Origin of the sequence: Clavibacter sp. MX14-G9D, assembly GCF_032917815.1 — a bacterium.
Lineage (GTDB): Bacteria > Actinomycetota > Actinomycetes > Actinomycetales > Microbacteriaceae > Clavibacter > Clavibacter michiganensis_K.
Genome location: NZ_JAVCVL010000020.1, coordinates 1 through 24,326 on the forward strand (window position 1 = coordinate 1; position 24,326 = coordinate 24,326).

A 24,326-nucleotide genomic window follows, 5' to 3' on the forward strand; every position below is an offset into this window, starting at 1 on the left:
CGCAGGCGCTCGAGCTCGGCCGCGGTGCCGGTGCCGCCCCATTCGCGGGCGAGCTGCCGCCCGGCCGCGCCGTCGAGCCGGTCCTCGGGCCGGCCGTCGACGACGGGCGCGCTGTTCAGCACCGCCAGCAGCAGCTCCTCGTCGCGGTCCATCTGCTCCTCGATCCTCCGCGCGGGTGGCGCGATGCGTCCATGCTACTGTCCGACTAACCAGCAAAACAACTCAAAGGGGTTATTCATGGTCGCCGTCCACCACCGCACCGCCTCGATCGACGGGCTCGACGTCTTCTGGCGCGAGGCCGGGCCCGTCGACGCGCCCGTGCTCCTGCTCCTGCACGGCTATCCGTCGAGCTCGCACATGTTCCGCCACCTGATCCCCGCGCTCGCCGGCCGCTTCCGGGTCATCGCGCCGGACCTCGTCGGCTTCGGGCGCTCGTCGGCCCCGTCCGTCGAGGACTTCGACTACACGTTCGCCGCGCTCGCCGAGGTGACCGCCCGCTTCCTCGCGACCATCGGGGTGTCCCGCTACGCGGTCTACGTGCAGGACTACGGCGCCCCCGTCGGCTGGCGCCTGGCGCTCGCCGACCCGCACGCGGTCACGGGCGTCGTCACGCAGAACGGCAACGCCTACGAGGAGGGCTTCGTGCCCTCGTTCTGGGACCCCATCTGGGCCGACGCCGCCGAGCGCACCGACGCCTCGCGCGACGCCCTCCGGCCCGCCCTCGGACGCGACGCCGTCGAGTGGCAGTACACGCACGGCGTGCCGGATCCGTCCGCGGTCGACCCCGACGCGTGGGAGCACGACCTCGCGCTCCTCGCCCGCCCGGGCCAGGACGACGTGCAGCTCGCGCTCTTCCGCGACTACGCCACCAACCGGGAGCTGTACCCGGCGGTGCACGCCTGGCTCCGCGCGTCGCGCGTGCCGGTGCTCGCGGTCTGGGGCCGGAACGACGAGATCTTCGCCGCGGCGGGCGCGGAGGCGTTCCGTCGCGACGCGCCGCACGCGCGCATCCACCTCGTCGACGGCGGGCACTTCCTGCTCGAGTCCCACCTCGACGCGGTCGTCGCGGCGATCGGGGAGTGGCACCCCCGAGCCTGAGGTCAGCCCGCGTCGACCCGCTCGTAGCGCTCGACGTTCGCGTTCTTCACGTGCCAGTCGTCGGTGCGCACGAACCCGCGCGGGGTCAGCGCCTCCGCGACCTCGGGCCGGATGTCCTGCCGGTCGCTCGTGACGAGCCACACGACGTCGGCGCCCTCGACCTCGTCGACGCGGTCGGCGAGCGGATACGACTCCTCCCAGAGCCCGTCCGTGTCGCCGGGCGGCGTGCGGAGGAGGATGTCGTCCATCCCGCGGAAGGCGTCGGGGTAGGAGTACGCGACGATGCGGGAGGTCGCCTTCGGGTGGCGCCGCACGGGGCCGAAGATCACGGCCTCCTCGGTGCCGGGCGCCTCCGTGGCGCGCTCCTGGGTGACGATGCGGGAGATGCCCGCCCAGTCGGCGTCGGCCTTGCGCGTGGTGCCGCGGTCGTGGGCGACCTGCACGAGCGACAGGGCCACGAGCCCCGCGGTCACGATCGCGACGGCGGGTCGCCAGCGCAGCGCCAGGATGCCCACCGCGACGAGCATGGCCATGGCCGGCGCCGTGTACGAGAGGTACCGCGGCGAGTACAGCGGGGACGTGAGCGTCGAGGCGTACACGAGCAGGATCGTGGGCACCGCGAACCACACGACCGCGAGCTGCAGCAGGGTCGGCGACCAGCCGGCGTGCAGGTAGGCGGACTCGAAGGCCGCGATGTCGCCCACGGGCTCCGCGGTCGACCGGCGCCGGGCGCGCACCAGGCGGACGCCCCGCCGCACCAGCATCGCGAGCCCGACGAGCGCCAGGATCCAGGCGACCGCCGCGAAGGCCGCGTTCTCCGGGAACAGCTGCGTGAGCACCACCTGGCTGGGCGTCCGCGGGCCGATCGGCTTGATCCACCCGACCTGGCCCGACTGGGCGGTGACCACGCCGACGAGCGGCAGCGAGAGGAGCCCGGCGACGATGGAGGAGACGCCCCAGCCGAGGAGCGACACGATCATGGGACGCACCGTGCGCCGGCCCACGCGGGCCGAGGCGACGGCCCACAGGATGACGGCGCCGTGGGCGCCCACCAGCAGCGCCAGGTAGATGAAGGTCGATGCGCCGAACCACGCGATGAGCCCGTAGAGCGCCCACCACCGGGCCTGCACCTGCCACGGCGACCCGGCGCGGCGGGCCGCCAGCACGAGCACCACCGTGAGGGCCACGGCGATGAGGGTGCCGAGCGCGAACGAGCGGCCCTCGGTGCCCATCCACGCCGAGCGCGGGATGACGACGAAGACGATGCCCGCCACGACGCCCGTGGCGCGCGTGGAGACGGTGCGGGTCAGGAGCACCACGCCGGCCGCGGCGAGGCCGATGGAGGCGGCGCTCGGGAGGCGGAGCGAGGTGGGCGAGTAGCCGACCAGGTCGAACCACACCTTCATGACCGCGTAGTAGAGGCCGTGCACGGCGTCGACCGTGCCGAGCATGCGGAGGAGGTCGTCCCAGTCGCGCGTGGCCGAGATGACCGTGGCGGCCTCGTCGTACCAGACGGACGGCTGCCCCGCGAGGGGGAGCGCGAGGAGGAAGCCGAACAGCCCGATGAGCCAGGCGTCACCCCAGCGGCGGTGGTGGAAGCGGCCGAGGGGGCCCGGGGGACGGCCGCCGCGGGTCCCGTCGGCGGGCCGTCGTACGCTGGGTCCGGTCGACGCGGGTCCGCGTCCGCCGTCCGTACGGAGGTCTGTCATGGGGTCGTCTCTGCCGCTCGTCGATCTGGACGGCACGCACCCCGGGGGGCGGGGCCGTGATGGTCATGGCTCCGGGCAGGATGCTCACGAACGGCGCGAACGCCACTCCCGGCACCTCGCCCTTCCCGGCATCGGGATGGGGGGTCAGTCCCGCATCGACCGCGCGCGCGTGCTCGTGATCGGCGCGGGTGGACTGGGGTCCCCGGTGCTGCAGTACCTGGCCGCCGCGGGGATCGGGACCCTCGGAATCGTAGACGACGATGCTGTGGACCTCTCGAACCTGCAGCGCCAGACCATCCATGGCACGCCCGACATCGGGCGGTCGAAGACCTCGTCAGCCGCGGATTCCGTGCACCGGACGGACCCCGGGATCGAGGTCGTGGAGCACGCCGAGCGGCTGACGGCGGACAACGCCATCCGGATCCTCAGCGGCTACGACGTGGTCGTGGACGCCACCGACAACTTCGCCACGCGCTACCTCATCAGCGACGCCGCCGCCCTCGTGGGCATCCCGTGCGTGTGGGGATCCGTGTACCGCTTCGACGCCCAGGTCACCGTCTTCTGGGACGCGGCGCCCGACGGCCGCGGCATCGACTACCGGGACGTCTTCCCCGAGCCGCCCGCCGACGGCGCCGTGCTCTCCTGCGAGGAGGCGGGCGTGTTCGGCGCGGTCTGCGGCACGGTCGGCTCCCTCATGGCGACCGAGGTCATCAAGCTCGTCACGGGCGCGGGCCAGCCGCTGCTCGGCCGGGTCGTGGTGCTCGACGCCCTCGCCGGCACCAGCCGCACCATCGGCGTCAAGCGCGCGAAGGGCCGCCAGCGGGTCACCGCGCTCGCCGACTACGACCTGTTCTGCGGCGTGGGAGCGGCGACCGACGGCACCGAGCTCGACGCGGAGGAGGTGGAGCGGATCCTCGCCTCCGACGAGCCCGTGGTGCTCCTCGACGTGCGGGAGCCCGACGAGCGGCTCGTCGACTCCATCCCGGGCCACGTGGCGGTGCCGGTGCGCATCGTGACGGTGGACCCGGGCGCCGTGCCCGGCGGCGTCACCGACCGGGTCGTCGTCTACTGCGCCTCCGGCGTGCGCTCGCGGGCGGCCGCGGCGGCGCTCCGCGAGGCGGGCCGCGACGCCGTGAGCCTGCGCGGCGGCATCGCCGCATGGCGGAGCGTGGCGGGGCGGGCATGACCGCGGTCCCCGGGGCCGGTCCCGTCCTCGGGCTCGACGACGACGCGTTCCTCGAGCACGTCGCCGACGCGCTGCACGGCGTCCCGGGCGTGCGGGGCGTGGCGCTCGGCGGATCCCGCGCCCAGGGGGTGCAGCGGCCCGACAGCGACTGGGACGTGGCGGTCTACTACCGCTCCGCGTTCGACCCCGACGGCCTCCGCGCGCTCGGCTGGCCCGGGGTCCTCAGCCCGCGCGGCGGCTGGGGCCGGACCTTCGACGGCGGCGGCGCGCTGCACGTGGACGGCCGCACGGTCGACGTCCACTACCGCGACCTCGACGCGATCGAGGCGGTGCACGAGGAGGCGGTGGCCGGGCGCTTCGCCGTCGAGCGGCTGCTCTTCCATCCGGCGGGCCTGCCGAGCACGATCCTGCTGGCCGAGGTGGGCGTGAACCGTGCCCTCCGCGGGGAGGTGCCGTCGTGGGGGTACCCGCCGGCGCTCCGCGAGTCCGCCCCCGGCGTGTGGTGGGGGGACGCGGCCATGACGTTGCACTATGCACGGGAGGGCCACGCGCGCCACGGCCGTGTCACCCAGTGCGCCGGGCTGCTCGCGGAGGCGGCGAGCATGGCGGCGCACGCGGTCCTCGCCCACCGCGGCGAGTGGATCACCAACGAGAAGCAGCTGCTCACCCGCGCGGGCCTCCGCGGCGTCGACGCCGTCGTCGCCCGCATGGGGAGCGAGCCGGCGGACCTGCTGCGGGCCGTGGACGACGTGGAGGCGCTGCTGTACGACGCGGTGCGGCGCGAGGGGATCCCGGCCGCGGGCTGAGGGGTGTCGCGGCGGCGCGCCATCCGCGCCGTCACCCCACGGCGGAGCGCAGCGACTCGGTCTCGCGGAGCTTCGACGCCCAGCGGGCCGGCCATCCCTCGGCGACCCAGGTCGCGTGCGGTTCGTGGCCCCGGGCGCCGAGGTGCACCACCTCGTCGATGGCGCGCTGCTGGCGGGCGAGGACCGCGTCGACGACCGCGATGGGGCCGTCCCAGCCGTAGCCGTCGAGGAGCGCGTCGACGCGGGAGCGCCTGTCGACGTCGGAGGTCAGGCCCCGCGCGTGCAGCCCGGTGGGATCGGTGCTGAACGGGGTCAGCCACTCGAGCGCGTAGGCGACGTCGCTGAGGGGCGGGGCGGGGCGCGCGGCGTCCCAGTCGAAGAGGCCGACCGCGACGCCGTCGCGCCAGGACATGTTCCCGGGCTGGGGATCGCCGTGGCAGATCACGTCGCCGCCCTCGGGCGGCACGGACCAGACGGCGTGCGGCGGCGGATCCCACCCGCGGGTGGCGTCGTGGATCCGGCGCAGGAGCCGCCCCGCGGACGCGACGGAGCGGGTGGTGGTCTGGTGCGCCCATGCGTCCTCGCCGCCGTCGCCGGGCACGAGGCGCACGCGCTCGACGCCGCCGTCGATCCCGAGGGGCTCCGGGACGGGCAGCCCCTCCGTGTGCAGGTGCCGCAGGAGCGCGTGGACCGTCGGCGTCCACGGCTTCGCGGGACGGAGGACGACGTCGCCGACGATGCGGACGGAGCGTGCGGCGGGCATGACCCCACCGTACGCATCGCCGTCGCCACCGCCTCCCGTGCCGACGCGACCGCCGCGTGGCAGGCTCGGGGGATGCCGCAGGAGCCCGTCGTCGTCCCCGCCCACGATGCGCGCGCCGACGCGCTGCGGGCCGAGGGGTGGGTGGTCACCGCTCGCTCCTTCGGCGCGGTCCTCCGCGCGGCCGACGCGGATCCGGTGCGGCTGCGGTCGGCGGTGGAGCGGGTCGCGGGCATCGTGTCCGTGCGGGAGCTCGGGCCGGACGACCAGCCCGCCATGCTCGCCCTCGACGCGGCCACGCTCGACGACTACCCGGGCGGGCCCGCCACGCGCCACGTGCCGCTGACGGCCGGCACCGCGCGGGTGCCCTCGGCGGTGCGGCGGGCGTTCGGGGCGTTCGGGGCGATCGACGCGGACGCGAGCCTGGTGGCGCTCACCGTCGTCGACGTCGATGCGGACGGTCGACGCGCGGAGGTCGACTTCACGGTCGTGCACCCGGCGCACCGGTCGCGGGGCCTCGCCACCGCGGTGAAGGCCGCCTCCGTGCGGGCGCTCCTCGCGGACGGGGTCGCGACGATCCGCACGGGAGGGTCGAGCGGGAACGCGGGCATCCTCGCCGCCGGGACGGCGATCGGCTTCCGCGTGGACGAGGAGTGGGTGACCCTGGACGCACCGGAGCCCCGGGACCAGGGGTCCCGGGGCTCCGGACGATCGGGTGGTGAGGCCGACCCGGCGGACCAGGCCGACCGAGCCCTCCGCGAGGGCTAGGACGCGGCGGGCGCCGGCGTCTCGAACAGGATGCGCGACGCCTCGGCGGCCCGCGTGCTGTCGACCAGCACGTCGTAGCGGCCGGCGGTCAGCGTCTGGATGGACGCGAAGTCGCGCTTGCCGCGCGTGGCGTAGTGGCCGACGAAGCCGAACAGCGCCCCCCAGAGCGCGCCGATGCCGACCGCGACGAGGAGGACGCCGAGCCAGGCGACGCCCGGCGTGAAGATGCCGAAGAGCAGGCCGATCATGAGGCCGAACCACGCGCCGCCCGCGGCCCCGCGCACCGCGGCGCTGCCGTTGGTGACCCGGCCCGTGACGGTCTCGACCGTGCGCACGTCGTGGCCGACGATCTGCGTCGACGCGACGGGGAACTCCCGGTCGGAGAGCGTGTCGACGGCGGCCTGCGCGTCGGCGTACTCGGTGTAGCTCGCGATCACCTCGCGGGGCGTGGCCGGGACGGCGTTCGCTCGGGGATCGGTGCTCGGGGTCGACATGGGGTGTTCCTCTCGGGTCGTGCGGTGGACGATATGGTTTGAGGGTACCAACGGACAGGTCGCACGGAGGGGACGGGGATCATACGGTGAGCGAGCTCCCAGGCAAGGGCGTCGAGGAGGCGCCGGACGACGCTGCGCGGACAGGCGCGGCGCTCGAGCGGGCGGTCCTCGCGATCACGCGGTGGGCCTCGCGCCCGGACGTGCGCCGCCGCATGCTCGCCGACGAGGGCGGGGCCTTCTCCGCGACCGACACCTGGCTGCTCGGCCACCTCATGGAGTGCGGGGCGACGCGCATGCGCGTGCTCGCGGACTGGCAGGGCGTCGACAAGTCGACGATGACCGCGCACGTCCAGCGGCTCGAGGCGCGGGGCCTCGTGGTGCGGGAGGCCGACCCCGGCGACCGCCGTGCGGTCCTCGTGCGCGCCACCCCCGATGCGCGACGGGCGCTCGACCGCAACTCGGCGACGGCGCGCGCGCTCCTCGGGGAGCTCGTGGGGGAGTGGGCGGCACCCGAGCGCACCGAGCTGACGCGTCTGCTGGACCGGCTGGTCGTGGAGATCGAGGCGGAGGCCGCCGCGCGCGAGGCCCGAGGCGGGTGACGGCGGCGCGGGCTGGCGGGCCCGGATCACGTGAACGTTCACGAGTAGAGGCGTCGGGAGCCCTTGACCCGCCCGGAGCGGATCCCGTAGCGTCGTCGTGAACGTTCACGCCGACGATGCCGCGAAGGGCTCCACCATGACCGACCCCACCACGACCACCCCGACCGCACCCGGCTGGGCGGTCCTCGGCCCGGGCGGCATCGCCCGCCGCTTCCTCTCCCAGCTGCCCGCGAGCGAGCGCGGCGCGCGGCTCGTCGCCGCCGGCAGCTCGAGCGCTGAGCGCGCCCGCGCCTTCGCCGCGGAGGCCGCCGACCACGGCTTCGCCGACGTCACGGGCGCGGGCTACGACGAGGTCCTCGCCGACCCCGCGGTCCAGGCCGTCTACATCTCCACCGTGCACACGGGCCACGCGGACCTCGTCGTCCGCGCGCTCGAGGCCGGCAAGGCCGTCCTCTGCGAGAAGCCCCTCGCCGTCAACCACGGCACCGCGATGGCGCTCGTCGACGCGGCCCGCGACGCCGGCCTCCCGCTCGTCGAGGCCTTCATGTACCGCTTCCACCCGCAGACCGCGGCGCTCCTCGAGCTCCTCCGCGACGGCGTCATCGGCGACGTCGCCCACGTCGACGCGTCCTTCTCCTTCCGCACCGGATCCCGCACCGGGCGCCTCTACGACCCCGCCACCGCGGGCGGCGGGATCCTCGACGTCGGCGGCTACACCGTCACGGGCGTCGCCGCCGTCGTGCAGGCCGCGACCGGCGTCGCCGTCGCCGAGCCGCTGACCCTGGAGGTCGACGGCACCGTCGGCCCGACCGGCGTCGACGAGTGGTCGGTCGCCCGCGCGACCTACCGCGGCGGCATCACCGCGACGCTCCGCACGGGCGTCGCCCTGCACGAGCCGGAGGCGCTCACCGTCCACGGCTCGCGCGGCCGCATCCACCTGAGCGACCCGTGGACGCTGCGCGACGAGCCGACCATCGAGATCACCGTCGTCGGCGAGGAGCCGCGCACGCTGGCCTTCCCGGGCGCGAAGCCGTACGCGATCGAGGCGGACGCCACCACCGACGCGCTCGCGGCCGGCCTCGGCGAGGCCGCGCAGATGACGCTCGAGGAGACCCTCGCCACGGCCCGCACCCTCGACCGCTGGCGCGCCGCGCTCGAGCTGCGCTACCCGTTCGAGGCCGAGGACGCCGACATCCCCACCGTCTCCGGGCGCCCGCTGCGCGTCCGCGACGACAGCCCCATGCTCTACGGCGAGATCCCGGGCGTCGGCAAGCGCATGTCGCGGCTCGTCATGGGCGTCGACAACCAGCCCGACCTCGCGCACGCGTCCGCGATCTTCGACCACTTCGTCGAGCAGGGCGGCAACGCGTTCGACACGGGCTACATCTACGGCCACGGCCTGCTCGAGGGGCGCCTCGGCCGGTGGATCGCCAACCGCGGCATCCGCGAGGACGTGGTCGTCATCACCAAGGGCGCGCACACCCCGCACTGCGACCCCGAGTCGATCACCCGGCAGCTCCTGGAGAGCCTCGAGCGCCAGGGCACCGACTACGCGGACATCTACCTCATGCACCGCGACAACCCGGACGTGCCGGTGGGGGAGTTCGTCGACGTGATGGACGAGCACCAGCGCGCGGGCCGCATCCGCTCCTACGGCGTCTCCAACTGGACCCCGGAGCGCTTCGACGAGGCGCAGGCCTACGCGAAGGCGAACGGGCGCGCCGGGTTCCAGGCGCTGAGCGACCACTTCGGCCTCGCCGAGGCGTACGACGTGCCGTGGGCCGGCTGCGTGCACGTCACGGATCCCGCCTCCAAGGCGTGGCTCGAGGAGCGCCAGGTGCCGCTGCTCCCGTGGTCGTCGCAGGCGCGCGGCTTCTTCACGGGCCGCGCCCGCCCGGACGACCTGAGCGACCCGGAGCTCGTGCGCTGCTACTACGGCGACGAGAACTTCGAGCGCCTGCGCCGCGCCGAGCAGCTGGGCGCCGAGCACGGCGTGCAGGCGACCGCGATCGCGCTGGCCTACGTGCTCGCGCAGCCGTTCCCCACCTTCCCGCTGTTCGGCCCGCGCACCATCTCGGAGGTCCGCTCCTCGATGCGCGGCCTGTCGGTCGAGCTCACCCCGGAGCAGGTGGCGTGGCTGGACCTGCGCGGCTGACCGGAGGCGACGACGGGGGGCGGGGCCCGGCCGGTCGCGAGGCGGCCGGCCGGGCCACGATCCACGACGTCGCGGCCGCGGCGGGGGTCTCCCGCCAGACCGTGACCCGCGCGATGAACGGCATGCCGGGCATCAGCGCGGAGACCAAGCGGCGGGTGCTGGAAGCGGCCGACGCGCTCGCGTACCGGCCGTCGCGCTTCGGCCGCGGGCTCGTCACCGGTGGGGACCACCAGCTGGGCCTCGTCGTCGACGACCTGCGGAACCCGTGGTCACCGGAGCTCGCGGCCGCGGTGGTGCGCATCGCCGCGGCCCGCGGCTGGAACGTGTCGCTCGCCGACGTCGGGCTCGCGGCCGACTCCGACCGCATGGTCGAGGCGCTCGGCGCGCAGACGGACGCCGTGATCGGCATGCTCGGCTCGCGCGCCGCCGAGTGGATCGCGCGGCTCGGCTCCGTGCCCGTGGTGGAGCTCGACCCGCGCGGCGACCCCCTGCGCGCCGCCGTGCAGCTGGATCCGACCGACGCCGTCGACGCGCTCGCCGACCACCTGCACGCGGCCGGGGTGCGTCACCCGGTCGTGCTGGACGCGGCCGTCGCCGCCGGACCCAGCGCGCGGGCGTCGCTGCTCGTGCGCGCGTTCTCGGCGCGGTCGATGGACGTGTCCGTGGTCCAGGCCTCCGCCCCCACCGCGGAGGCGGCCGCGGCGGCGACGGAGCGCATCGTCGCGCGCCCCCGCGCCGCCGACGCCATCGTCGCCTTCAACGACGTGTGCGCCCTCGGGGTGCTCTCCGCCTGCCGTCGCGCGGGCGTGGACGTGCCGGGCGACGTGCGCGTGGTCGGCATCGACGGCCTCTCCCTCGGGCGCCTGCTGGCGCCGACCCTCACGACGCTCGCGGTCGACCTCGACGAGCTCGCCCGCCACGCGCTCGACCTCGCGGTGGCGATGATCGCGGGGGAGCTGCCGCGCTCCGGCCCCGAGGTGGTGCGCCGCGTGCGGCACCAGCTGGTGGTGCGCGAGTCCGCGTAGTCCCTGGCGCCCGGCAGCATTGTTCGCATAGAATGCAAACATGTTGATCACGGTGGACCCCGCGGCGAGGGCCTCCCTCGCCGACCAGGTGGCCGGGCAGATCCGGCACGCCATCGCCCGCGGCGAGCTCGCGAGCGGCGAGCGGCTGCCGTCGGCGCGCGACCTCGCGGCCGCCGTCGACGTCAACATGCACACGGTCCTCCGGGCGTACGCCCGCCTCCAGGACGACGGGCTCATCGAGCTGCGGCGCGGCCGCGGCGCGACCGTCCTCCGCTCGGGCAACGCTTCGTTCGACCGCCTCCGCGCCCTCGTCGAGGAGCTCCGGGACCAGGCGGAGACCCTCGGGGTGCCGCTCGACGACCTCATGACCATGATCAAGGGAGCACGATGACCACCGCATCCCCCCTCACGACCGCGACGCGGGTGGCGGTCGTCGCCCCCGCCGCGGTCCTCGTCCTCGCGCTCGGGGCCGCGGCCGCCGTGCTCGCGCCGGTGCTGCCGGCGCGCATCGCCATCCACTTCGGGGTCGACGGGCGGGCCGACGGCTGGGGATCGCCATGGGTGCTCCTCGGGATCGCGCTCGCCCTCGGGGTGCTCGGCGTGGCGCTCGCGGTCGCCGCGCTGCGCGCCCGGGACCGTCGGACTGCGGGCACGTGGCTGCTCGTCGTGAACCTCCTGGCGGGCAGCCTCGCGACCGCCTGGGTCGGGCTCGCGCTGTCCGCGACCGTGGGCGACGGCACCTTCCCCATGTGGTGGAGCCTCGTGCTGCTCGCCGTGGGCGGGGCGGCGGGGGCGATCCCCCTCGTCGCCCTCGTGCGCGTCGCCGGCCCCGTCCCCGCGCACGACGTGGAACCGCTCGATGTGCCTGCGACGGCCCGGGTGTCCTGGCGCGGATCCGTCGGCAGCGGCTGGTTCGCGGGCATCGGCGCGGTGATCCTCGTCGCGGGCGTCGCGGCCGGCGTCGCCGCCTCCGCGGTCGACGCGGGCACCGCCGCGCTCGCCGGCATCCCGCTCGTCGCGGCCGGCCTCGGCATGCTGGCGATGGCGCGCGTGGAGGTCACGGCCGACCGCCGCGGCCTCCGCGTGACGTCCACGTGGACGCGGCTGCCGATCATGCGCGTGCCCCTCGACCGCATGGAGTCCGCGGGCTGGGAGGACGTCTCGCCCGGCCAGTGGGGCGGCTGGGGCCTCCGGTTCTCCGGCCGCGGGCTCGCGTACGTGACGCGCTCCGGGCCCGGGCTCGTGGTCCGGCTCCGCGGCGGGCGGGCACGGCTCGTCACCGTGGCGGACGCGGATCGCGGGGCGTCCGTCCTCGAGGCGCTGCTCCGCGCACGACACGCGGCCTGACGCCGCGCCGCCCGCGGCGCCCGGGGCTCTGGTCTCGGTGCCGTGGCGCGGTGACCGACACGCTCGGCGATCTGCTGTGCGCGGATCCGCAACGCATCTGGCAGGCCTCCTGGGACGTCATCGCCACGCGCGACGTCGCGCTGCTCGAGAGCCTCCGGGCCGCGCTCCGGGCTCCTCTGTGCGTGATGATCGGCATCAGCTGAGCTCCCGCAGCGATTCGCCGGCAGCTCGCGACGCGCGCCTCGCAAGCCTTGGGTTGCGAGACGTCTCGTGGTGATGACGGTGGAGGAGTACGCCCGTACGGGGGAAGCGGACGTTTCCTCACACGTGCAAATATGAGCTGCCGCGTTGCCCGGTCGCGGCATACCCGAGGAGATCATGGTGCCCCGACGTGCCCACACGCCCCGCCTGCTCGATCGACTGCGAGGGAGCGCAACTGTCCTCACCGGCATCGGGCTCGTCCTGAGTCTCGGCTTCGCCGGGCTCAGCGCTGCACCGGCGGAAGCGGTCACAGCGAGGACTCCATCCATGCAGGCCGCTGGGACTTTCACGTCTGCGCCCGTGCCGACCATTACCGGCAAGGCCACCATCGGTAGCCGGCTGCAGGCGACGACGCCTAGGTGGACACCCGCGACTAGCCCAGCGACTCCTCGTTACGCCTGGTACTCCGGGGGAGTCCTGCTCGCCGGCAAGACCGCGGCCTGGTACGTGGTGCAGGAATCGGACGCTGGCAAGACCATCACTGTCGAAGCGACGGGTGCCCGGCCTGGGCTGGCTGCGCTCAGCAAGAAAAGCGTTCCGACGGCGACCGTTCCAGTGAAGCCCTTCGTGAGGACACCCATCCCGACCGTGACGGGCACGTTGAAGGTCGGTTCCACTCTCATCGCGAAGCCGGGAACGTGGAGCCCGGTTGCGACTTACAGCTACCAGTGGTCGCGGAACGGCAGTCCCATCCCGGGAGGCACGGCCGCGACGTATCGGATCGTCGAGGCGGATGCCGGCACGAAGATCGCAGTCACCGTCGCCGGCGTGAAGGTCGGGTACAAGCCCACCAGCGTGAGCAGTGCCGCTCGCCTGGTGCCTGGCGCGCCCGTTGTTCCCGTGCCCGTGCCCACGCCCACGGTGAAGCCGGTACCGAGCCCGACACCGCCGGTGGTGGTGGTCAAGGACTTCGTATCCAAGCCCAAGCCGACCATCCCGGAGACGGCTGCAGCTGGTACGACGGTGACAGCCGACGTGTCCGGCTGGGAGCCGGAACCGGAGGGCTACGCGTACATGTGGTCCGTCAACGACGTAAAGGTCGCCGGCGAAATCACCTCGAGCTACGTGCTCCGCGACGCTGACGTCGGCAAGCGGGTCAACGTCACCGTGACCGCAACGAAAGCCGGCTACAACGCCGGGCACAGCACGAGCGCTGCCCTGAAGGTGCTCGCACGACCGGTCGCTTCCGGGCCGCAGAAGTTCGTGAGCGCGCCCAAACCGGACGTGGTCGGTGACATGACTGCGCGCTCGACGGTGACAGCGGTGGTGCCTGCCTGGAACCCTGTCGCCACGAACTACACCTACCAGTGGTACATCGACGACGTGAGAGTCATTGGCGAGACCGCGTCGAGCTACGTGCTCCGTGACGCTGACGTCGGCAAGCGTCTCAACGTCACCGCCACGGGGACGAAGACCGGTTACCAGGACGCGAGCACGAGCGTCACGCGTAGGGCGACCATGTCGCCGGGGTACGACGTGGTGGTCATCATGGGCCAGTCCAACGCGCAGGGTGCGGGCATCGGCTACAAGAAGGAGGTCGACGTGAGCGTGCCCGGGCTCTTCCAGCTCGCCGGAAGTGGACCCGACGAGGGCAAGATCATCGAGGCATCCGACAGCCTCCGCCACGTCGACACGTGGATGACGAACAACGAGCCGAGGGTGGGCCCTGGCATGGAGTTCGGGCGGCAGCTCATCGCCGCTAACCCGGGTCGCAAGGTGCTCCTCGTCCCGGCGGCGAAGGGATCCACCGCCATGCTCGAGGCGATCTACGACCCGAAGAAACCTCAGACACAGATCTGGAACCCCACGCCAGATGGCGCGGCGGAATCGAAGCTCGAGAACCTGTATACGCGAGCGCAGTCGCAGGTCGAAGCCGCCCTCGACATGACGCAGGGGAGCAAGGTCGTGGCCGTCATCTGGGCCCAGGGCGAGACCGACACCGGCATCATCACCGACCGCGGGCAGAGTCAGCAGTCCGCCGCCATGCAGCAGTATCAGGATCGGCTGTTGGAGCTCATAGACGGCATGGACGAGCGCTACCCCGGAGTTCCGTTCCTCATGGGCGGGATGGTGCCGGATTGGGTAGCTGCCCAAGACAGGACCTTCGCGGCGAAGCAGGTTATGGACCAGTTCCAGCGGGGTGTCCCCAGCGTGAGGAGCAACGTCTCCTTCGTTGAGGGGGTTCCTGACCAGCACGTCATGGCGGATCCAGCCACAGGTCAGGAGGAGGAGTTGCTCCACTATGACGCCGACGGGGCACGTGAGATGGGGAAGCGCTACTACATGGAGTACGTAAAAGTAGCGAAGAAGAGCTAGGAGCGTGAGGGCGCAAGAAGCTTGCGCCCGATGATGCTGACTCGCGACTCGGCCGTTCCTCATCCCATAGGTTGCGATGCGTCTCGTGGGCCTACGTAGGAGTGCGCACCGTCGGACTAGGTCGCAGCGCCCGTGTCATGGGTCAGAGCTACGGCGAGTCGGGCCGTCTCCACGTTCGCGTGACTACGGCTCCCGTCGACGGGATCCGCTGCGCCCTACTGAGAGGCGTGCGCCCGCGATCCGTCCGCGGCAAGGTCGTAGACGTCCTCCGCGGTGACGGACGGGTCGAACATCGATGTCGATGATGCCCGCCGGCGGGCAGCGTCGTCCACGCCTTGGGCATGGCCTGCGGCGATGCGGTGGGCGAAGGCGATGGTGCCGAGGTAGGAGAGCGCGGTGTCATCCAGGCCGGGGTCTTCCGTCGGCGTCGCGTCGGGAAGGGAGTGCACCAGCTCCTGCCGTACCGGCAGCGTCCCGGACGTGATCCGCACGGACGCATCGATGTGCGGAGCCGCGGCCTCGGCCACGCGACGGAGCGCATCCGGTGTCATAGGGTCCAGCACGCGGTGCGCCAGGCGCATCCGTGGCACCATGCCCGACACCGACGTCGTCCACGATTCGGCGATCAGCTCGATGCCCTCAGTGTGGAGAGTCTCAACGAGGATGCGATCCAGATTCGGGAGATCGACTGACAGGGCGGTGAAGGTCTCCTCGAGGTCTTCCGGGTCTGGGGAGACGCCGAAGGGGATCTCGCACGCGATCCAGTGCGCGGCATCGGCGTCACGGATGTCGGCGACGAGGCTGCAGGGGTCGGCTGTCGCGACCCGTTCTGCGAGGTCGAGGTAGAAGTCCTCCATGGCTCTGCGCATAGCCAACCGCCCGCGATGGTCGTCGAACTGGAAGCGGCTGTCGGGATTGAGGTCCTCGAGCGGGATCCTCGCGCGGCGGAGCAGGTCCAGGGTGACGCCGTCGACGAGCTGGTCGGCGGCGTAGGACCGGTAGCCGTTGATCGGATCGACGGCGGACGGGATGAGTACCGCGCGCTCGGCGTACAAGCGCAGCGCCTTGTCGGAGAGGCCGGTGAGGGATCGGAATCGACCGGCGGAGAAGTTCAGGGGGCGTGGAGCGGACATGTCCTCACTGTGGACCTCGCCCCTGGGGCGAAGTCAAACGCCGCGACGGGCGTAGGCCGGCGTGAGTGTTGGGGCGTCTTACGTCCCATGGCTTGCGAGACGTCTCAGGGGGTGGAATGGGAGGGGCCGATCTGTAGCTGAAGGTGTGGAGGTCGGTGAGGGCGACCAGGGTCTCCAGCTGTGCCGGCTGGATGACGCCGTGGAGGGGGAAGTCCCGGTGCAGCAGCTCCCCAGTCACGGCCTGGTGATCCCGCTCGACGAGCACGTCCTGCACGGCCATCAGCTCCGTAAGCGTCGCGTCATCGTCGACCGTGGCGGTGACGGTCGTGTGCGATGACGACGCGGAGAACGTCTGCGCCTGCAGGGTGTCGGTCTCGATGTCGGTCACGGTGGGGAGTGCGCGGAGGGCGTCAGCCATGCGGGCCCCTTGCGCCGATCAGTCGCCCGGCCAGCACGCGGTCATCGTGGAGAGCACGAGGACCAAGGCCAGGAGCAAGATCGCAGGATGGTGCAGGCCCCGATCCTAGGGACACGTGCCCGCCGCGAGTCCTCCGGTCCGTACGGGGTCAGGGCATCACCTGCCATGCGGGGTCGTCGGTGATGTCGAGGACGCGGAACCGACCGATGTTGCCGAGCGTGGAGGTGAGGCTCGCCACGAGCCGGCGGCCCCGTCGTCGGTAGCGACGCTCGAGGGTGATCTCGTGCCCGCCGCGGAGGGTGAGGCGGGCTCGCCAGGTGAACGCGAGGGCATCGATGCGGCTGATGAGGCCGAGCCGGCGGGCGGTACGGGCTACATGGCGCGCGGCACGGCGACGCATCCTGGTCCGCTCGCGGCCAGGCGCCCCGACCAGCCAGACGAGGGCGATGCCGAACGGCACGGTGAGGGTGTACCCGGCGGGGGAGTCGTCCACGAGGACGCTGTAGAGGCCGAGCCCGGCGATCGCGGAGAAGACCACAGCGCCGACGGCCACCATGCCGGTCGTCACCGGCGTCCAGGCGGGGCGGTCGGCCGCGTGCAGCAGCTCGAAGATGCGCGTCGGGAGGAAGTCGCTGGAACGTTCATCCTGGATGGTGACGATCACGCGGTCACGCTACAACCCCGGGCATCACATGGGGCTAGGAGCCGTGGGCACCGTTTCGAGCCGGACGGCCGTTCGCGGTGCTCGGGCAGTAGCGTCAGCGTCGTCCGCATCACCTACGAGCAGCCCGAGATTTCCCGCCACACGGCCGACGCATCCGTCGACGGCGTCCGAGTCGATGGGATGCTGGAGCGGGGCTTGCGAGCATCAACATCGGTGAGTCGATCACCATTGCCGGTACCGTCTTGTCGGCGGCTGCAGGGGAGACCCCGGTCATCATGCCGGGGCGCGACGCACTCGCGCCAGCCGTGCGTTGAGGGCATCTGGAGTTTCGCCGCTCACTAGCGAGCACGGCTGGCCAGGTCAGGTAGTCCGTAGTCGTTTAGGCCAGGCCTCTTGAAAGCTTTGGGTAGCAAGACGTCTCGCGAGCCGCGTGCTGGGCGCTGCTACTTCGTGGCGGGGGAGTGTCGCGCAACTATGTACTTCAAGTACGTGCATAGCTAACGGTGTTCATCGTTGGTTGTGAGACAGGTTGGTCGTTGTGGGGAAGCTCATCGGGTATGCGCGGGTGTCGACGCGTCAGCAGGACACGGATCGACAGACCACGGACCTCCTTGCTGCCGGCATCCGACGCGATGACCTCTACGTCGATCACGGCGTCTCGGGAGCTTGCGCGTCCCGCCCGGCGTTCGATGAGGCGCTGCGTGCGCTGCACGACGGCGACACCCTCGTCATCACGACACTCGACCGGCTCGGGCGGTCGACGCAGAACATGCTCGCCCTCGCGGAGGACCTGCGGGGGAGAGGTGCGTCGCTCCGAGTGCTGAACCTCGGTGGAGGAGACGTGGACACGGCGACCCCGATGGGGTCAATGGTCTTTACCGTGATGGCGGCGCTTGCGCAGATGGAGCTCGAGATCAAGCGGGAGCGGATCACGGACTCGGTGTCGAAGCGGCGGGCGGCGGGCAAGGACCTGGGCGGCCGGCGTCAGGCCTTCACCGACAGCCAGGTCAAGAACGCGGCCCGGTTGATCGATGCCGGCGAGCCGGCCGCCCAGGTCGCGCGCGACATGGGCATGTCGAGGGCGACGCTATACCGCCGACTTCGGGACATTCAGAGAGCGGAAGCGGCAGCCGCGATCAGATACTGAACGGTGCCGGCTGAGACGTGATCCACCTTGAGCTTGGGCTCATTGCGGGATCCACATGCCGCATCCCTGGCTGTCGAAGCCTTGCCCAGAGCGGAGGGTGACGGTCAGGCCGCCCGGGGCAGAGTTCACGAAATTGTTCGTGATGATGCTTCCCCGCTGGTTGTTGATCTCGTAGTAGCAGTCGCTGGGTGCGCCGGTCGTCTTGTAGGTGCCGGCGGCGATCACTCGGGGTGAGGCGTCGAGGGGGCTCGCGGCGTCGCCTACGGCGAGGCCGCTGTCCTCTGGGATGGCGCGACTCGCGTAGTCGATGCCCGCTTGGAACTGCGGGCAGTAGATCTGCACGGCCTGGAGGTCCTCGTCGTACACGCCATCGGCGAAGCGTATATAGGAGGACTGTGGGTCGTTGCCGTAGTAGCTCAGGAGGTCTGAGCAGTACAGCTTGGCGGTGCTCAACGAGGAGGTCTCGCTCAGCGCCGATCCCTTCCCGGCGGCTTCTCGGGCCGCGAGGTACTTACGGTCTTGAGCGTCGGCCTCGCTTCCCACGGCGTTCATGCTTCGAAGGACGTCCCGGACGGCTGCGGAGATCTCCTTCGCGTCGGTGCTGTCCGCGAGGCCGGCCAGGATGGCACGATCGGTGCCGAGCTGTTCGAGGGCGGCGGGCTCGGCATACGATGCGGCCTCTGCTGCTCGCTCGTCTGCGTCGACGAGGTAGCGCTCTCGATTCTGCCGAGCATCGGCAAGCTCCTCAGCAGCTACCCTCTCCTGTTCCACTTCGGCCGTCACGGCTCGTGCCTCCCGGGCCTCCTCGGCAGCCTGTACCTCACGTGCCTGCGTCATCAGTGAAACAGTCGTCCCTGCAACGAGAGCCAGCACCAGCAGACCCACAACACCGGCGGACAGAAGTCGACGCTTCCTTGTGCGTCCAAGCGCATCCGCCACAGAGCGAAAGAACCTCTGGACCCGCTCGAGAAACGAGCCGCGGGGCTGCCCGGGCGGAGAGAGACGCTGTTGCGGGGGGAGCGGGTCGTGGGTCACAACCCGAAGCATAGGATCGGCCCCGCCCACGCCATGCCACTCGAACGGGGCCAATCCGTCTCTTAGGACGGTCGCTAGGGAAGCCGTGGTCGACCCGCGGTGCAAACGTAAGGGACCTCGCTTCGCTCCCGCACCACGGGTGTCTTTCGCCACGCGGGCCCGGCAAGACGTAGCGTCAAAGCCGCCCTACCGCGGCCAGTGAGGCGCTGCCTCCTCTAGCTTTACGGCGACGACTGCACATCTGCGGTGGCCACTCAACCGCAAGCCGCATTCTATAACTGCCTGAAATATGTCAAGATCAGACATGAGCTGGTGGAACACCCTTTGGTGCTGGTTGACGACAAACAGCGCCCCGGTCGAGGCCACGGCCACCGCGATTGCAGCGATCGTGGCCATAGTTGGTATCGCTGTAGCTGTGTCGGATTCGGGCGCACGGAGTCGCCCAGTCGTCATCGCCTTGTTTCGCCGGGCCGAGCACAACTACTTTGCTATCGACTTTGTGTTGCGGAACTACGGTCCCTCGATGGCGAAAAATGTCACTGTAACCTTCGACCCCCCAATTACTGCAGATCGCTCAGACGGAACCACCGGCTACCTCGTTCCTCGGCGGTATAGCAAGGCCATCAGCGCCCTCGCTCCAACGCAAGAGATGTCTAATGCCTGGTTTCTTCCGCACGTTGGTAGCGGAAATGTCGTAATCGGTAACCGTACCAGCTTACCAGATTCGGTTCAGGTGACAGTTTCATATAAAGGGAACAGGTTGCGTCGTTATACCGACATTTTCAATCTCGATCTATCAATAGTCAAGGAGGACTCTACCTCGGAGTCCTCGACGTCCTTACCTGGGAGAATTAAGTCAGTTGACGGTTCTCTCAAAACAATCGCCGAATCCCTAAAAAAGATGGCAAGTTCAGACTTCGGGCCTCCGCCCCTCGACCTTCGAGGCGTGATCAGACAACTATTTAAGAGGTGATGGCTACCTTCGCTGGACTCAACGCTGGACTGGTCTATCGAGATACGCGACGTCAACGGAGGTGCGGTAGAGCGAGAGCCGCCGACCCCGTCCAGTCCGCGTACTGCGGCCGGCGTCTAATCGAACTTCATCCCGTCCAGCGCTACGCGGATGCGGTCTTGGTGCTCGGCCTCAGCGTTGGCCTGCCGTTGTTGCTCGCGCTGTTCGGCGGCCTGAGCTTTTCGTTCCCACTCATTTGCTTCCATGACTACCTCACGAACGGTGTCAAGGTGGAGCTGTGCCACTTCTTCAACGGTTGTGCCGTCTAGAAGGATGCGGTCGCCAGATACAGAAGCGATGCCCGGGCGGTGCATAGTCGAGAACAGGCTTCCATTCCAGGTCCGTACGAAGTACGTAGCCCAGTTCCGTGACGGTTGCCTAGATAGCCGCAACGGTACGAGGTAAAGCGCGCTCCCTCGAGTTCCATCATTCCTCGGGCGCCCCAATCCCTTTTCGTCGACGCCCGTGACCCGGATAGGAGCATCCGCCGGTTCGCCGTCGATGGATCGCAGCCGAGAGGGCGAGTGAAGGCGCCGCGACGGGATCGCTCGCGCTGGCGCCAGGTGCCGCTTGATGCTGGAGGCTAGGCGCTCGGTCGCTTGGTTAACGTCTTGCCCGTGTACATCCACATAAAGCTTATCTTTCAAGCTCGCAGGCATCTCTACCTGGTCAATGCGAACCGGTAGGACTTTCACGCCGCTCTGAGCGATCTCGCCCGTCATAGCGAGCGAAACTTCTTTCTGGCACCACGGACTTGTGACGCTGTTCTTGCTGATGAGGGCAACGACGAAGTCGATTTGGTCGAGTGCCGCGCTGACGCGCGCCACAATGCTGTCCCCCACCAGCAGTTCGCCCTCATCCCGCCACACGAAGTAGCCGAGCTTCTCGAGACCATCTTGCAGACCCGCGGCCAACCGCTTATCGGCGTGCTGGTAGCTGATGAACACACTGGCTACAAAATCGGGAGACGTCATAGCACTGAGGATAGATCTAGGCTCAGTCGCCCACGCGAAACCCGGTTGGTGGACGGCCGCACGCGGTCCGGGTCAGCACCTCGTGGACTGCCTGCGCCCTGTGGCCCGACGGTGCGGGGACGCCACAGCCATGTCCGCCGTCCGCTCCGCGTCCGCAGACGGAGCCCCTACCGGACCACCCCGGTGATCGACACGTCCATGAGAAGGTCGAGCATGGCTCCAGACCTGCAGCGCTGGCGGGCGATCCTGAGCGCACCTCCACCAGCCGCATGTGCGCCGGACCGGTCTACCGCCGACCGCGTGAAGCCAACTACAGCCCGTAAAAAGTGATTGCCCCGGCGCGCCGACGCATGATTGCGTCCCGTCCGGGGCTTACGGATGACAGGCTAACACGCGATCGCCCACGCGGCCTCATGGGTTGCAACACCAGGAGGTTCCGTGCAGCCCGTTGATCCAGCCACCCTGACTTCGCTGCCTCAGACCATCGGGGTCGACCGGTTGGCCCCGTACTTGACTGCACAGCAGGGGGTGGCCGCGGAGGCCATCCGCTTGTACGCCTGGAACGTTGAGGCGTCAGCAGCGTTGCTCGGCGCCTACGCAGCGCTCGAGGTCGGCCTTCGTAACGCCATGCATGACCAGCTCGGCGCAAGCTTCGGGCAGGCCGATTGGTGGGATGTCGCGCCGCTCAGCTCCGGCGACCTGGATCAGATTGCCGAGGCCGAGGGCTATCTCGATAAGCGCAAGGGTGTCGGTAACTGGGGGGCAGGGCACGTCGTCGCGGAGCTCAAGACCTCGTTCTGGGAAGGCCTACTCGTGAACCGGTACCACGCAGCGTTGTGGAACAAGGGCCTCGACGGCGCGTTTAAGCACTACACCGGTCGGCGTGCAGATCTCCGCACGCGGATGGAGCGCCTGCGACTGCTGCGCAATCGAGCCGCTCACCACGAGCCGATCTTTGCGCGCGACCTAGCAGTCGACCACCGGTTCATGTGCGAGCTGGCCGGCTTCGTATCGCTCGATCTGAAGGTGTGGATCGAGTCCCACTCTCGCTTGGCGGGCGTCATCGCAAGCCGAGCTTCGACCGTGACCGGCAGCAGGCCGTCGCGGTTCTAGCAAAGAGACCAGCGGAGCTCCCCACACGGTAGGCCGTCCGGGATGATCAGCAAGTGACAGGTACCGATTCCGAAGCCGCTACGCCCAAGCCGCAGCGCGAACCTGCGGTCCTCGTTGGACTGATCATGGCTAGCTTCAATGCGCCAGGTGCTCGCTCCCCGCTCTCCGTAGACGAAGAACTGGCCGTTAGCGTCTCCCAGGACTGGCAGGCGCTGAGCTCGTGGGGGGTTCCCTACGAAGTAAAGGGGATGGTCGCCGGTGTTGAAGCTGGTCGACTCAGCGAGCTGATCGGGCTTGCCGGCGCAACAGGTGAGTACCTGGGGTTGGCAACCACAGCTAGTCGGGATCTCGGTCGATGGCTTGCTGCCGCTGCCGGTGACTACCACTGGGGGTTCGGGACCAGGGCAGCGACAGAGCGCCTTGTCGGATACCTCCACGCTGCCTCACACCACTTTGGGAACGTCACGTTGCGCGCGATGCTGGTGCATCCTCATGCCGACAGCATGCTCAAGAAGCGTGAGAGAGACGAGCTCACAACGAACCCCAGCACGGACCCGATATGGCGGCCGTACTCACGTGCGCACGCCTCGTTCCCTGCGCTTAACCGTGATCAGGCACGGCGGCTTTGTCGGGAGGCGCGTCTGCACTCTCCGTCGGCGCTGACCGACCTGGCCGAGGCGCTGAGGAGCGTGACAGCGGACGATGTATGGGAGGCGATGGTGCGTCGCCGTAACGACGAGTACCACCGGTGGCGAGTCCAGTCCGTTCCGGGTGCAGATCCGGCAAGCACCCCATGGCAGCAGGACGGCGAGAGTCGCATGCTCGAGATGCACCAACCCTCAGCGGCTCCCTTCGATCCTGCCGACACCATTCGCCTCGCGGAGGAGGCGCGATACAACCTAGGGGTCCTCACCAGAGCGATGGGCGCCTGGTACGACGTATGGGAGCGCAGCAAGGACGATTTGATAGACGTCGAGTTCTAGAGCCCCAGACGCGCCGGTTGTCGACGCCTCACGACCGGAATGCGCCAAGGTGAGCGCAGCGCCAGCCCGGGGAGTGACGTCCCTAAGAGGCTGTGCGTGGCGGTCAGATGAGTGTCACTGCGTTGCAGCCGACGCAGCGGTGCGACTTCCAACCGCGCGTACTCATCTCGATCAGCACACCTCCACATCGAGCGCAGTGTGCGGTCGGGTCGGCGCTCGTTCTCCGAGCGATGAGTCCTCTCTGCTGCTCCGCCAGGCGGTCGGGGGTGAAGTGCTCGGAGAGGTCAGACCGCTCCGCGAAGCGGCGCATAGCGACGGTGAGATCCCGCTCGATCTCGGCGAACAGTGCGGTTGCGTTCTGGCACTCGTGCATCATGGCCTCGCGTCCCGACCAGGACGTAGCGTCCACGGCGTGATCCCAGAAGAAGTGGTGGGTGAGTCCGTTCCTGATGGTCAAGGCGAGGTGTAGGCGCTCACGGAGGGAGTCGTCGTCCTCGAAAAAGGGCTTCAACTGTCCGATGAGTCTGCCGAGCATGCCCTTGAAGTGCGTCGCGCTTGCAGCGTCGAGGTCGTCCAAACTTTGGAACTGCCCGTCGGCAAGCTGTGCCCCGACTAAGGCGTTCTTAACCGAAGCTTCCATTACTTGGGCCTGGTACATTGCGAGGCCGTAAACGGCGTACATCTGCCTCACGTGGTGGTCCTCCGGGGTGATGTCCTCTTGCAACATTGCTCCGCACGCCCTGTCCTACTTGCAAGTCGACTTGACGTCGTGGTTTGCCCAGTTGGCGATCCCTGCCCAGACCTGTGCGCCTCTACGCGGCGAGGTAGACCGACTGCAGAGAGGCCCGCCCCGTCGACGAGTGCCGGTGGGTTCCTCTAGGTGCACCGGTACACGTGGCAGCGCTACTGGAAGCTCTGCTGCTCTTCGGGCTGGGGCCGCTCTGCCTGCGCGGGAGTGGCGCGGTCGGTGGGCTCCTCGTTGCCCGCGCTGAGCACTTCATCGACCCGTCCTCGGATCATGGCTCTCCGCGCCGCGAAGTAGGCCAGGATCCCTAGGGCTGCGCTGAGGATGCCTAGGATCCAGAGCCCTGAGGCGAACAAGGTTGCACCCCCGAAGAGGAGGATCGGCGCGGCGATCATGTAGGGGGTTTGTGGCTTCACGTCGTGAGGGTACCTCGCACGGTGACGCGAAGACGAGAGGGGTCTCCCGGGCCTATACATAACATAATCGTCATTATCAGCGGTCGAGGAGCTCGGTGCGAGGGACACCCACCCCCGCAGCGTCAGGCCGCGGCCCGCTCCGCGAGCATGAGGACGAGCATC

At 70.2% G+C, this 24,326-nt stretch carries 24 protein-coding genes; 14 read left to right on the forward strand and 10 right to left on the reverse strand.

What is annotated here, in order from left to right; genetic code table 11:
- Positions 1-237: 237 nt before the first annotated feature.
- Complete coding sequence (locus Q6969_RS03660; protein WP_317229228.1) at positions 238-1,098, forward strand: alpha/beta hydrolase; 861 nt, start codon at positions 238-240, stop codon at positions 1,096-1,098.
- Positions 1,099-1,100: 2 nt separating this feature from the next.
- On the opposite strand, the gene Q6969_RS03665 is transcribed toward Q6969_RS03660, so the two are convergent.
- Positions 1,101-2,807, reverse strand: a complete 1,707-nt coding sequence (locus Q6969_RS03665) for a hypothetical protein (protein WP_317229229.1) — start codon at positions 2,805-2,807, stop codon at positions 1,101-1,103.
- 136 nt (positions 2,808-2,943) lie between these two features.
- On the opposite strand from Q6969_RS03665, the gene Q6969_RS03670 reads away from it, so the two are divergent.
- Positions 2,944-3,993, forward strand: coding sequence for a ThiF family adenylyltransferase (locus Q6969_RS03670; protein ID WP_317229230.1), 1,050 nt, complete (start codon positions 2,944-2,946; stop codon positions 3,991-3,993).
- The gene (locus Q6969_RS03675; RefSeq protein ID WP_317229231.1) at positions 3,990-4,799 is read left to right on the forward strand and encodes a nucleotidyltransferase domain-containing protein; all 810 of its coding nucleotides are present in this window, start codon (positions 3,990-3,992) and stop codon (positions 4,797-4,799) included. The genes Q6969_RS03670 and Q6969_RS03675 overlap by 4 nt, the downstream gene beginning before the upstream one ends.
- Before the next feature lie 31 nt (positions 4,800-4,830).
- Here Q6969_RS03675 and Q6969_RS03680 read toward each other — a convergent pair whose 3' ends face one another.
- Positions 4,831-5,562: a phosphotransferase gene (locus Q6969_RS03680; RefSeq protein WP_317229232.1), complete on the reverse strand. Its 732-nt coding sequence runs from the start codon at positions 5,560-5,562 to the stop codon at positions 4,831-4,833.
- 72 nt (positions 5,563-5,634) lie between these two features.
- On the opposite strand from Q6969_RS03680, the gene Q6969_RS03685 reads away from it, so the two are divergent.
- On the forward strand, positions 5,635-6,327 hold the full coding sequence (locus tag Q6969_RS03685) for an acetyltransferase (RefSeq protein ID WP_317229233.1): 693 nt from the start codon (positions 5,635-5,637) through the stop codon (positions 6,325-6,327).
- Here Q6969_RS03685 and Q6969_RS03690 read toward each other — a convergent pair.
- The gene (locus tag Q6969_RS03690; protein WP_317229234.1) at positions 6,324-6,821 is read right to left on the reverse strand and encodes a general stress protein; all 498 of its coding nucleotides are present in this window, start codon (positions 6,819-6,821) and stop codon (positions 6,324-6,326) included. The two genes, Q6969_RS03685 and Q6969_RS03690, sit on opposite strands and share 4 nt — an antisense overlap.
- Positions 6,822-6,907: 86 nt before the next feature.
- On the opposite strand from Q6969_RS03690, the gene Q6969_RS03695 reads away from it, so the two are divergent.
- The 7 genes from Q6969_RS03695 to Q6969_RS03725 all read left to right on the forward strand — a co-directional run bounded on the left by Q6969_RS03695 (position 6,908) and on the right by Q6969_RS03725 (position 14,524).
- The gene (locus Q6969_RS03695) at positions 6,908-7,420 is read left to right on the forward strand and encodes a MarR family winged helix-turn-helix transcriptional regulator (protein ID WP_317229235.1); all 513 of its coding nucleotides are present in this window, start codon (positions 6,908-6,910) and stop codon (positions 7,418-7,420) included.
- Between the two features lie 136 nt (positions 7,421-7,556).
- Positions 7,557-9,575, forward strand: a complete 2,019-nt coding sequence (locus Q6969_RS03700; RefSeq protein ID WP_317229251.1) for an aldo/keto reductase — start codon at positions 7,557-7,559, stop codon at positions 9,573-9,575.
- Positions 9,554-10,600, forward strand: coding sequence for a LacI family DNA-binding transcriptional regulator (locus Q6969_RS03705; protein WP_317229236.1), 1,047 nt, complete (start codon positions 9,554-9,556; stop codon positions 10,598-10,600). Before Q6969_RS03700 ends, Q6969_RS03705 begins: the two co-directional genes overlap by 22 nt.
- Positions 10,601-10,640: 40 nt before the next feature.
- Positions 10,641-10,991 carry a GntR family transcriptional regulator gene (locus Q6969_RS03710; protein ID WP_317229237.1) on the forward strand — a complete coding sequence of 117 codons (351 nt, stop codon included), beginning with the start codon at positions 10,641-10,643 and terminating at the stop codon, positions 10,989-10,991.
- A complete protein-coding gene (locus Q6969_RS03715; RefSeq protein ID WP_317229238.1) occupies positions 10,988-11,947 on the forward strand; it encodes a DUF1648 domain-containing protein in 960 nt (319 codons plus the stop codon). Before Q6969_RS03710 ends, Q6969_RS03715 begins: the two co-directional genes overlap by 4 nt.
- 50 nt (positions 11,948-11,997) lie before the next feature.
- Positions 11,998-12,150 carry a hypothetical protein gene (locus Q6969_RS03720; protein WP_317229239.1) on the forward strand — a complete coding sequence of 51 codons (153 nt, stop codon included), beginning with the start codon at positions 11,998-12,000 and terminating at the stop codon, positions 12,148-12,150.
- 178 nt (positions 12,151-12,328) lie between these two features.
- On the forward strand, positions 12,329-14,524 hold the full coding sequence (locus Q6969_RS03725) for a sialate O-acetylesterase (protein ID WP_317229240.1): 2,196 nt from the start codon (positions 12,329-12,331) through the stop codon (positions 14,522-14,524).
- A gap of 215 nt (positions 14,525-14,739) precedes the next feature.
- On the opposite strand, the gene Q6969_RS03730 is transcribed toward Q6969_RS03725, so the two are convergent.
- From Q6969_RS03730 to Q6969_RS03740, 3 genes are all read right to left on the reverse strand, one after another.
- On the reverse strand, positions 14,740-15,657 hold the full coding sequence (locus tag Q6969_RS03730; protein WP_317229241.1) for a MerR family transcriptional regulator: 918 nt from the start codon (positions 15,655-15,657) through the stop codon (positions 14,740-14,742).
- 4 nt (positions 15,658-15,661) lie between these two features.
- Positions 15,662-16,075 carry a hypothetical protein gene (locus Q6969_RS03735; RefSeq protein ID WP_317229242.1) on the reverse strand — a complete coding sequence of 138 codons (414 nt, stop codon included), beginning with the start codon at positions 16,073-16,075 and terminating at the stop codon, positions 15,662-15,664.
- Positions 16,076-16,223: 148 nt separating this feature from the next.
- Positions 16,224-16,739 carry a hypothetical protein gene (locus Q6969_RS03740; RefSeq protein ID WP_317229243.1) on the reverse strand — a complete coding sequence of 172 codons (516 nt, stop codon included), beginning with the start codon at positions 16,737-16,739 and terminating at the stop codon, positions 16,224-16,226.
- Positions 16,740-17,277: 538 nt separating this feature from the next.
- On the opposite strand from Q6969_RS03740, the gene Q6969_RS03745 reads away from it, so the two are divergent.
- Positions 17,278-17,886: a recombinase family protein gene (locus Q6969_RS03745; protein WP_317229244.1), complete on the forward strand. Its 609-nt coding sequence runs from the start codon at positions 17,278-17,280 to the stop codon at positions 17,884-17,886.
- 39 nt (positions 17,887-17,925) lie between these two features.
- Here the strand turns inward: Q6969_RS03745 and Q6969_RS03750 are convergent, their stop codons facing one another.
- Entirely contained in the window at positions 17,926-18,921 is a 996-nt protein-coding gene (locus Q6969_RS03750; RefSeq protein WP_317229245.1) for a hypothetical protein, read from the reverse strand.
- 1,089 nt (positions 18,922-20,010) lie between these two features.
- Entirely contained in the window at positions 20,011-20,907 is an 897-nt protein-coding gene (locus tag Q6969_RS03755; RefSeq protein ID WP_317229246.1) for a toll/interleukin-1 receptor domain-containing protein, read from the reverse strand.
- A 438-nt stretch (positions 20,908-21,345) separates the two neighbouring features.
- On the opposite strand from Q6969_RS03755, the gene Q6969_RS03760 reads away from it, so the two are divergent.
- Positions 21,346-22,020: a hypothetical protein gene (locus tag Q6969_RS03760; RefSeq protein ID WP_317229247.1), complete on the forward strand. Its 675-nt coding sequence runs from the start codon at positions 21,346-21,348 to the stop codon at positions 22,018-22,020.
- Positions 22,021-22,073: 53 nt separating this feature from the next.
- Positions 22,074-23,003 carry a hypothetical protein gene (locus Q6969_RS03765; protein ID WP_317229248.1) on the forward strand — a complete coding sequence of 310 codons (930 nt, stop codon included), beginning with the start codon at positions 22,074-22,076 and terminating at the stop codon, positions 23,001-23,003.
- Between the two features lie 103 nt (positions 23,004-23,106).
- On the opposite strand, the gene Q6969_RS03770 is transcribed toward Q6969_RS03765, so the two are convergent.
- On the reverse strand, positions 23,107-23,694 hold the full coding sequence (locus tag Q6969_RS03770; RefSeq protein ID WP_317229249.1) for a hypothetical protein: 588 nt from the start codon (positions 23,692-23,694) through the stop codon (positions 23,107-23,109).
- 212 nt (positions 23,695-23,906) lie between these two features.
- On the reverse strand, positions 23,907-24,164 hold the full coding sequence (locus Q6969_RS03775; RefSeq protein ID WP_317229250.1) for a hypothetical protein: 258 nt from the start codon (positions 24,162-24,164) through the stop codon (positions 23,907-23,909).
- Positions 24,165-24,326: the final 162 nt, after the last annotated feature.

Excerpts from the sequence above, each read along its gene's own strand:
- Q6969_RS03660 (WP_317229228.1), top strand. The coding sequence starts at position 238 with ATGGTCGCCGTCCACCACCGCACCGCCTCGATCGACGGGCTCGACGTC.
- Q6969_RS03665 (WP_317229229.1), bottom strand. The coding sequence starts at position 2,807 with ATGACAGACCTCCGTACGGACGGCGGACGCGGACCCGCGTCGACCGGA.
- Q6969_RS03670 (WP_317229230.1), top strand. The coding sequence starts at position 2,944 with ATGGGGGGTCAGTCCCGCATCGACCGCGCGCGCGTGCTCGTGATCGGC.
- Q6969_RS03675 (WP_317229231.1), top strand. The coding sequence starts at position 3,990 with ATGACCGCGGTCCCCGGGGCCGGTCCCGTCCTCGGGCTCGACGACGAC.
- Q6969_RS03680 (WP_317229232.1), bottom strand. The coding sequence starts at position 5,562 with ATGCCCGCCGCACGCTCCGTCCGCATCGTCGGCGACGTCGTCCTCCGT.
- Q6969_RS03685 (WP_317229233.1), top strand. The coding sequence starts at position 5,635 with ATGCCGCAGGAGCCCGTCGTCGTCCCCGCCCACGATGCGCGCGCCGAC.
- Q6969_RS03690 (WP_317229234.1), bottom strand. The coding sequence starts at position 6,821 with ATGTCGACCCCGAGCACCGATCCCCGAGCGAACGCCGTCCCGGCCACG.
- Q6969_RS03700 (WP_317229251.1), top strand. The coding sequence starts at position 7,557 with ATGACCGACCCCACCACGACCACCCCGACCGCACCCGGCTGGGCGGTC.
- Q6969_RS03710 (WP_317229237.1), top strand. The coding sequence starts at position 10,641 with ATGTTGATCACGGTGGACCCCGCGGCGAGGGCCTCCCTCGCCGACCAG.
- Q6969_RS03715 (WP_317229238.1), top strand. The coding sequence starts at position 10,988 with ATGACCACCGCATCCCCCCTCACGACCGCGACGCGGGTGGCGGTCGTC.
- Q6969_RS03730 (WP_317229241.1), bottom strand. The coding sequence starts at position 15,657 with ATGTCCGCTCCACGCCCCCTGAACTTCTCCGCCGGTCGATTCCGATCC.
- Q6969_RS03735 (WP_317229242.1), bottom strand. The coding sequence starts at position 16,075 with ATGGCTGACGCCCTCCGCGCACTCCCCACCGTGACCGACATCGAGACC.
- Q6969_RS03755 (WP_317229246.1), bottom strand. The coding sequence starts at position 20,907 with ATGACGTCTCCCGATTTTGTAGCCAGTGTGTTCATCAGCTACCAGCAC.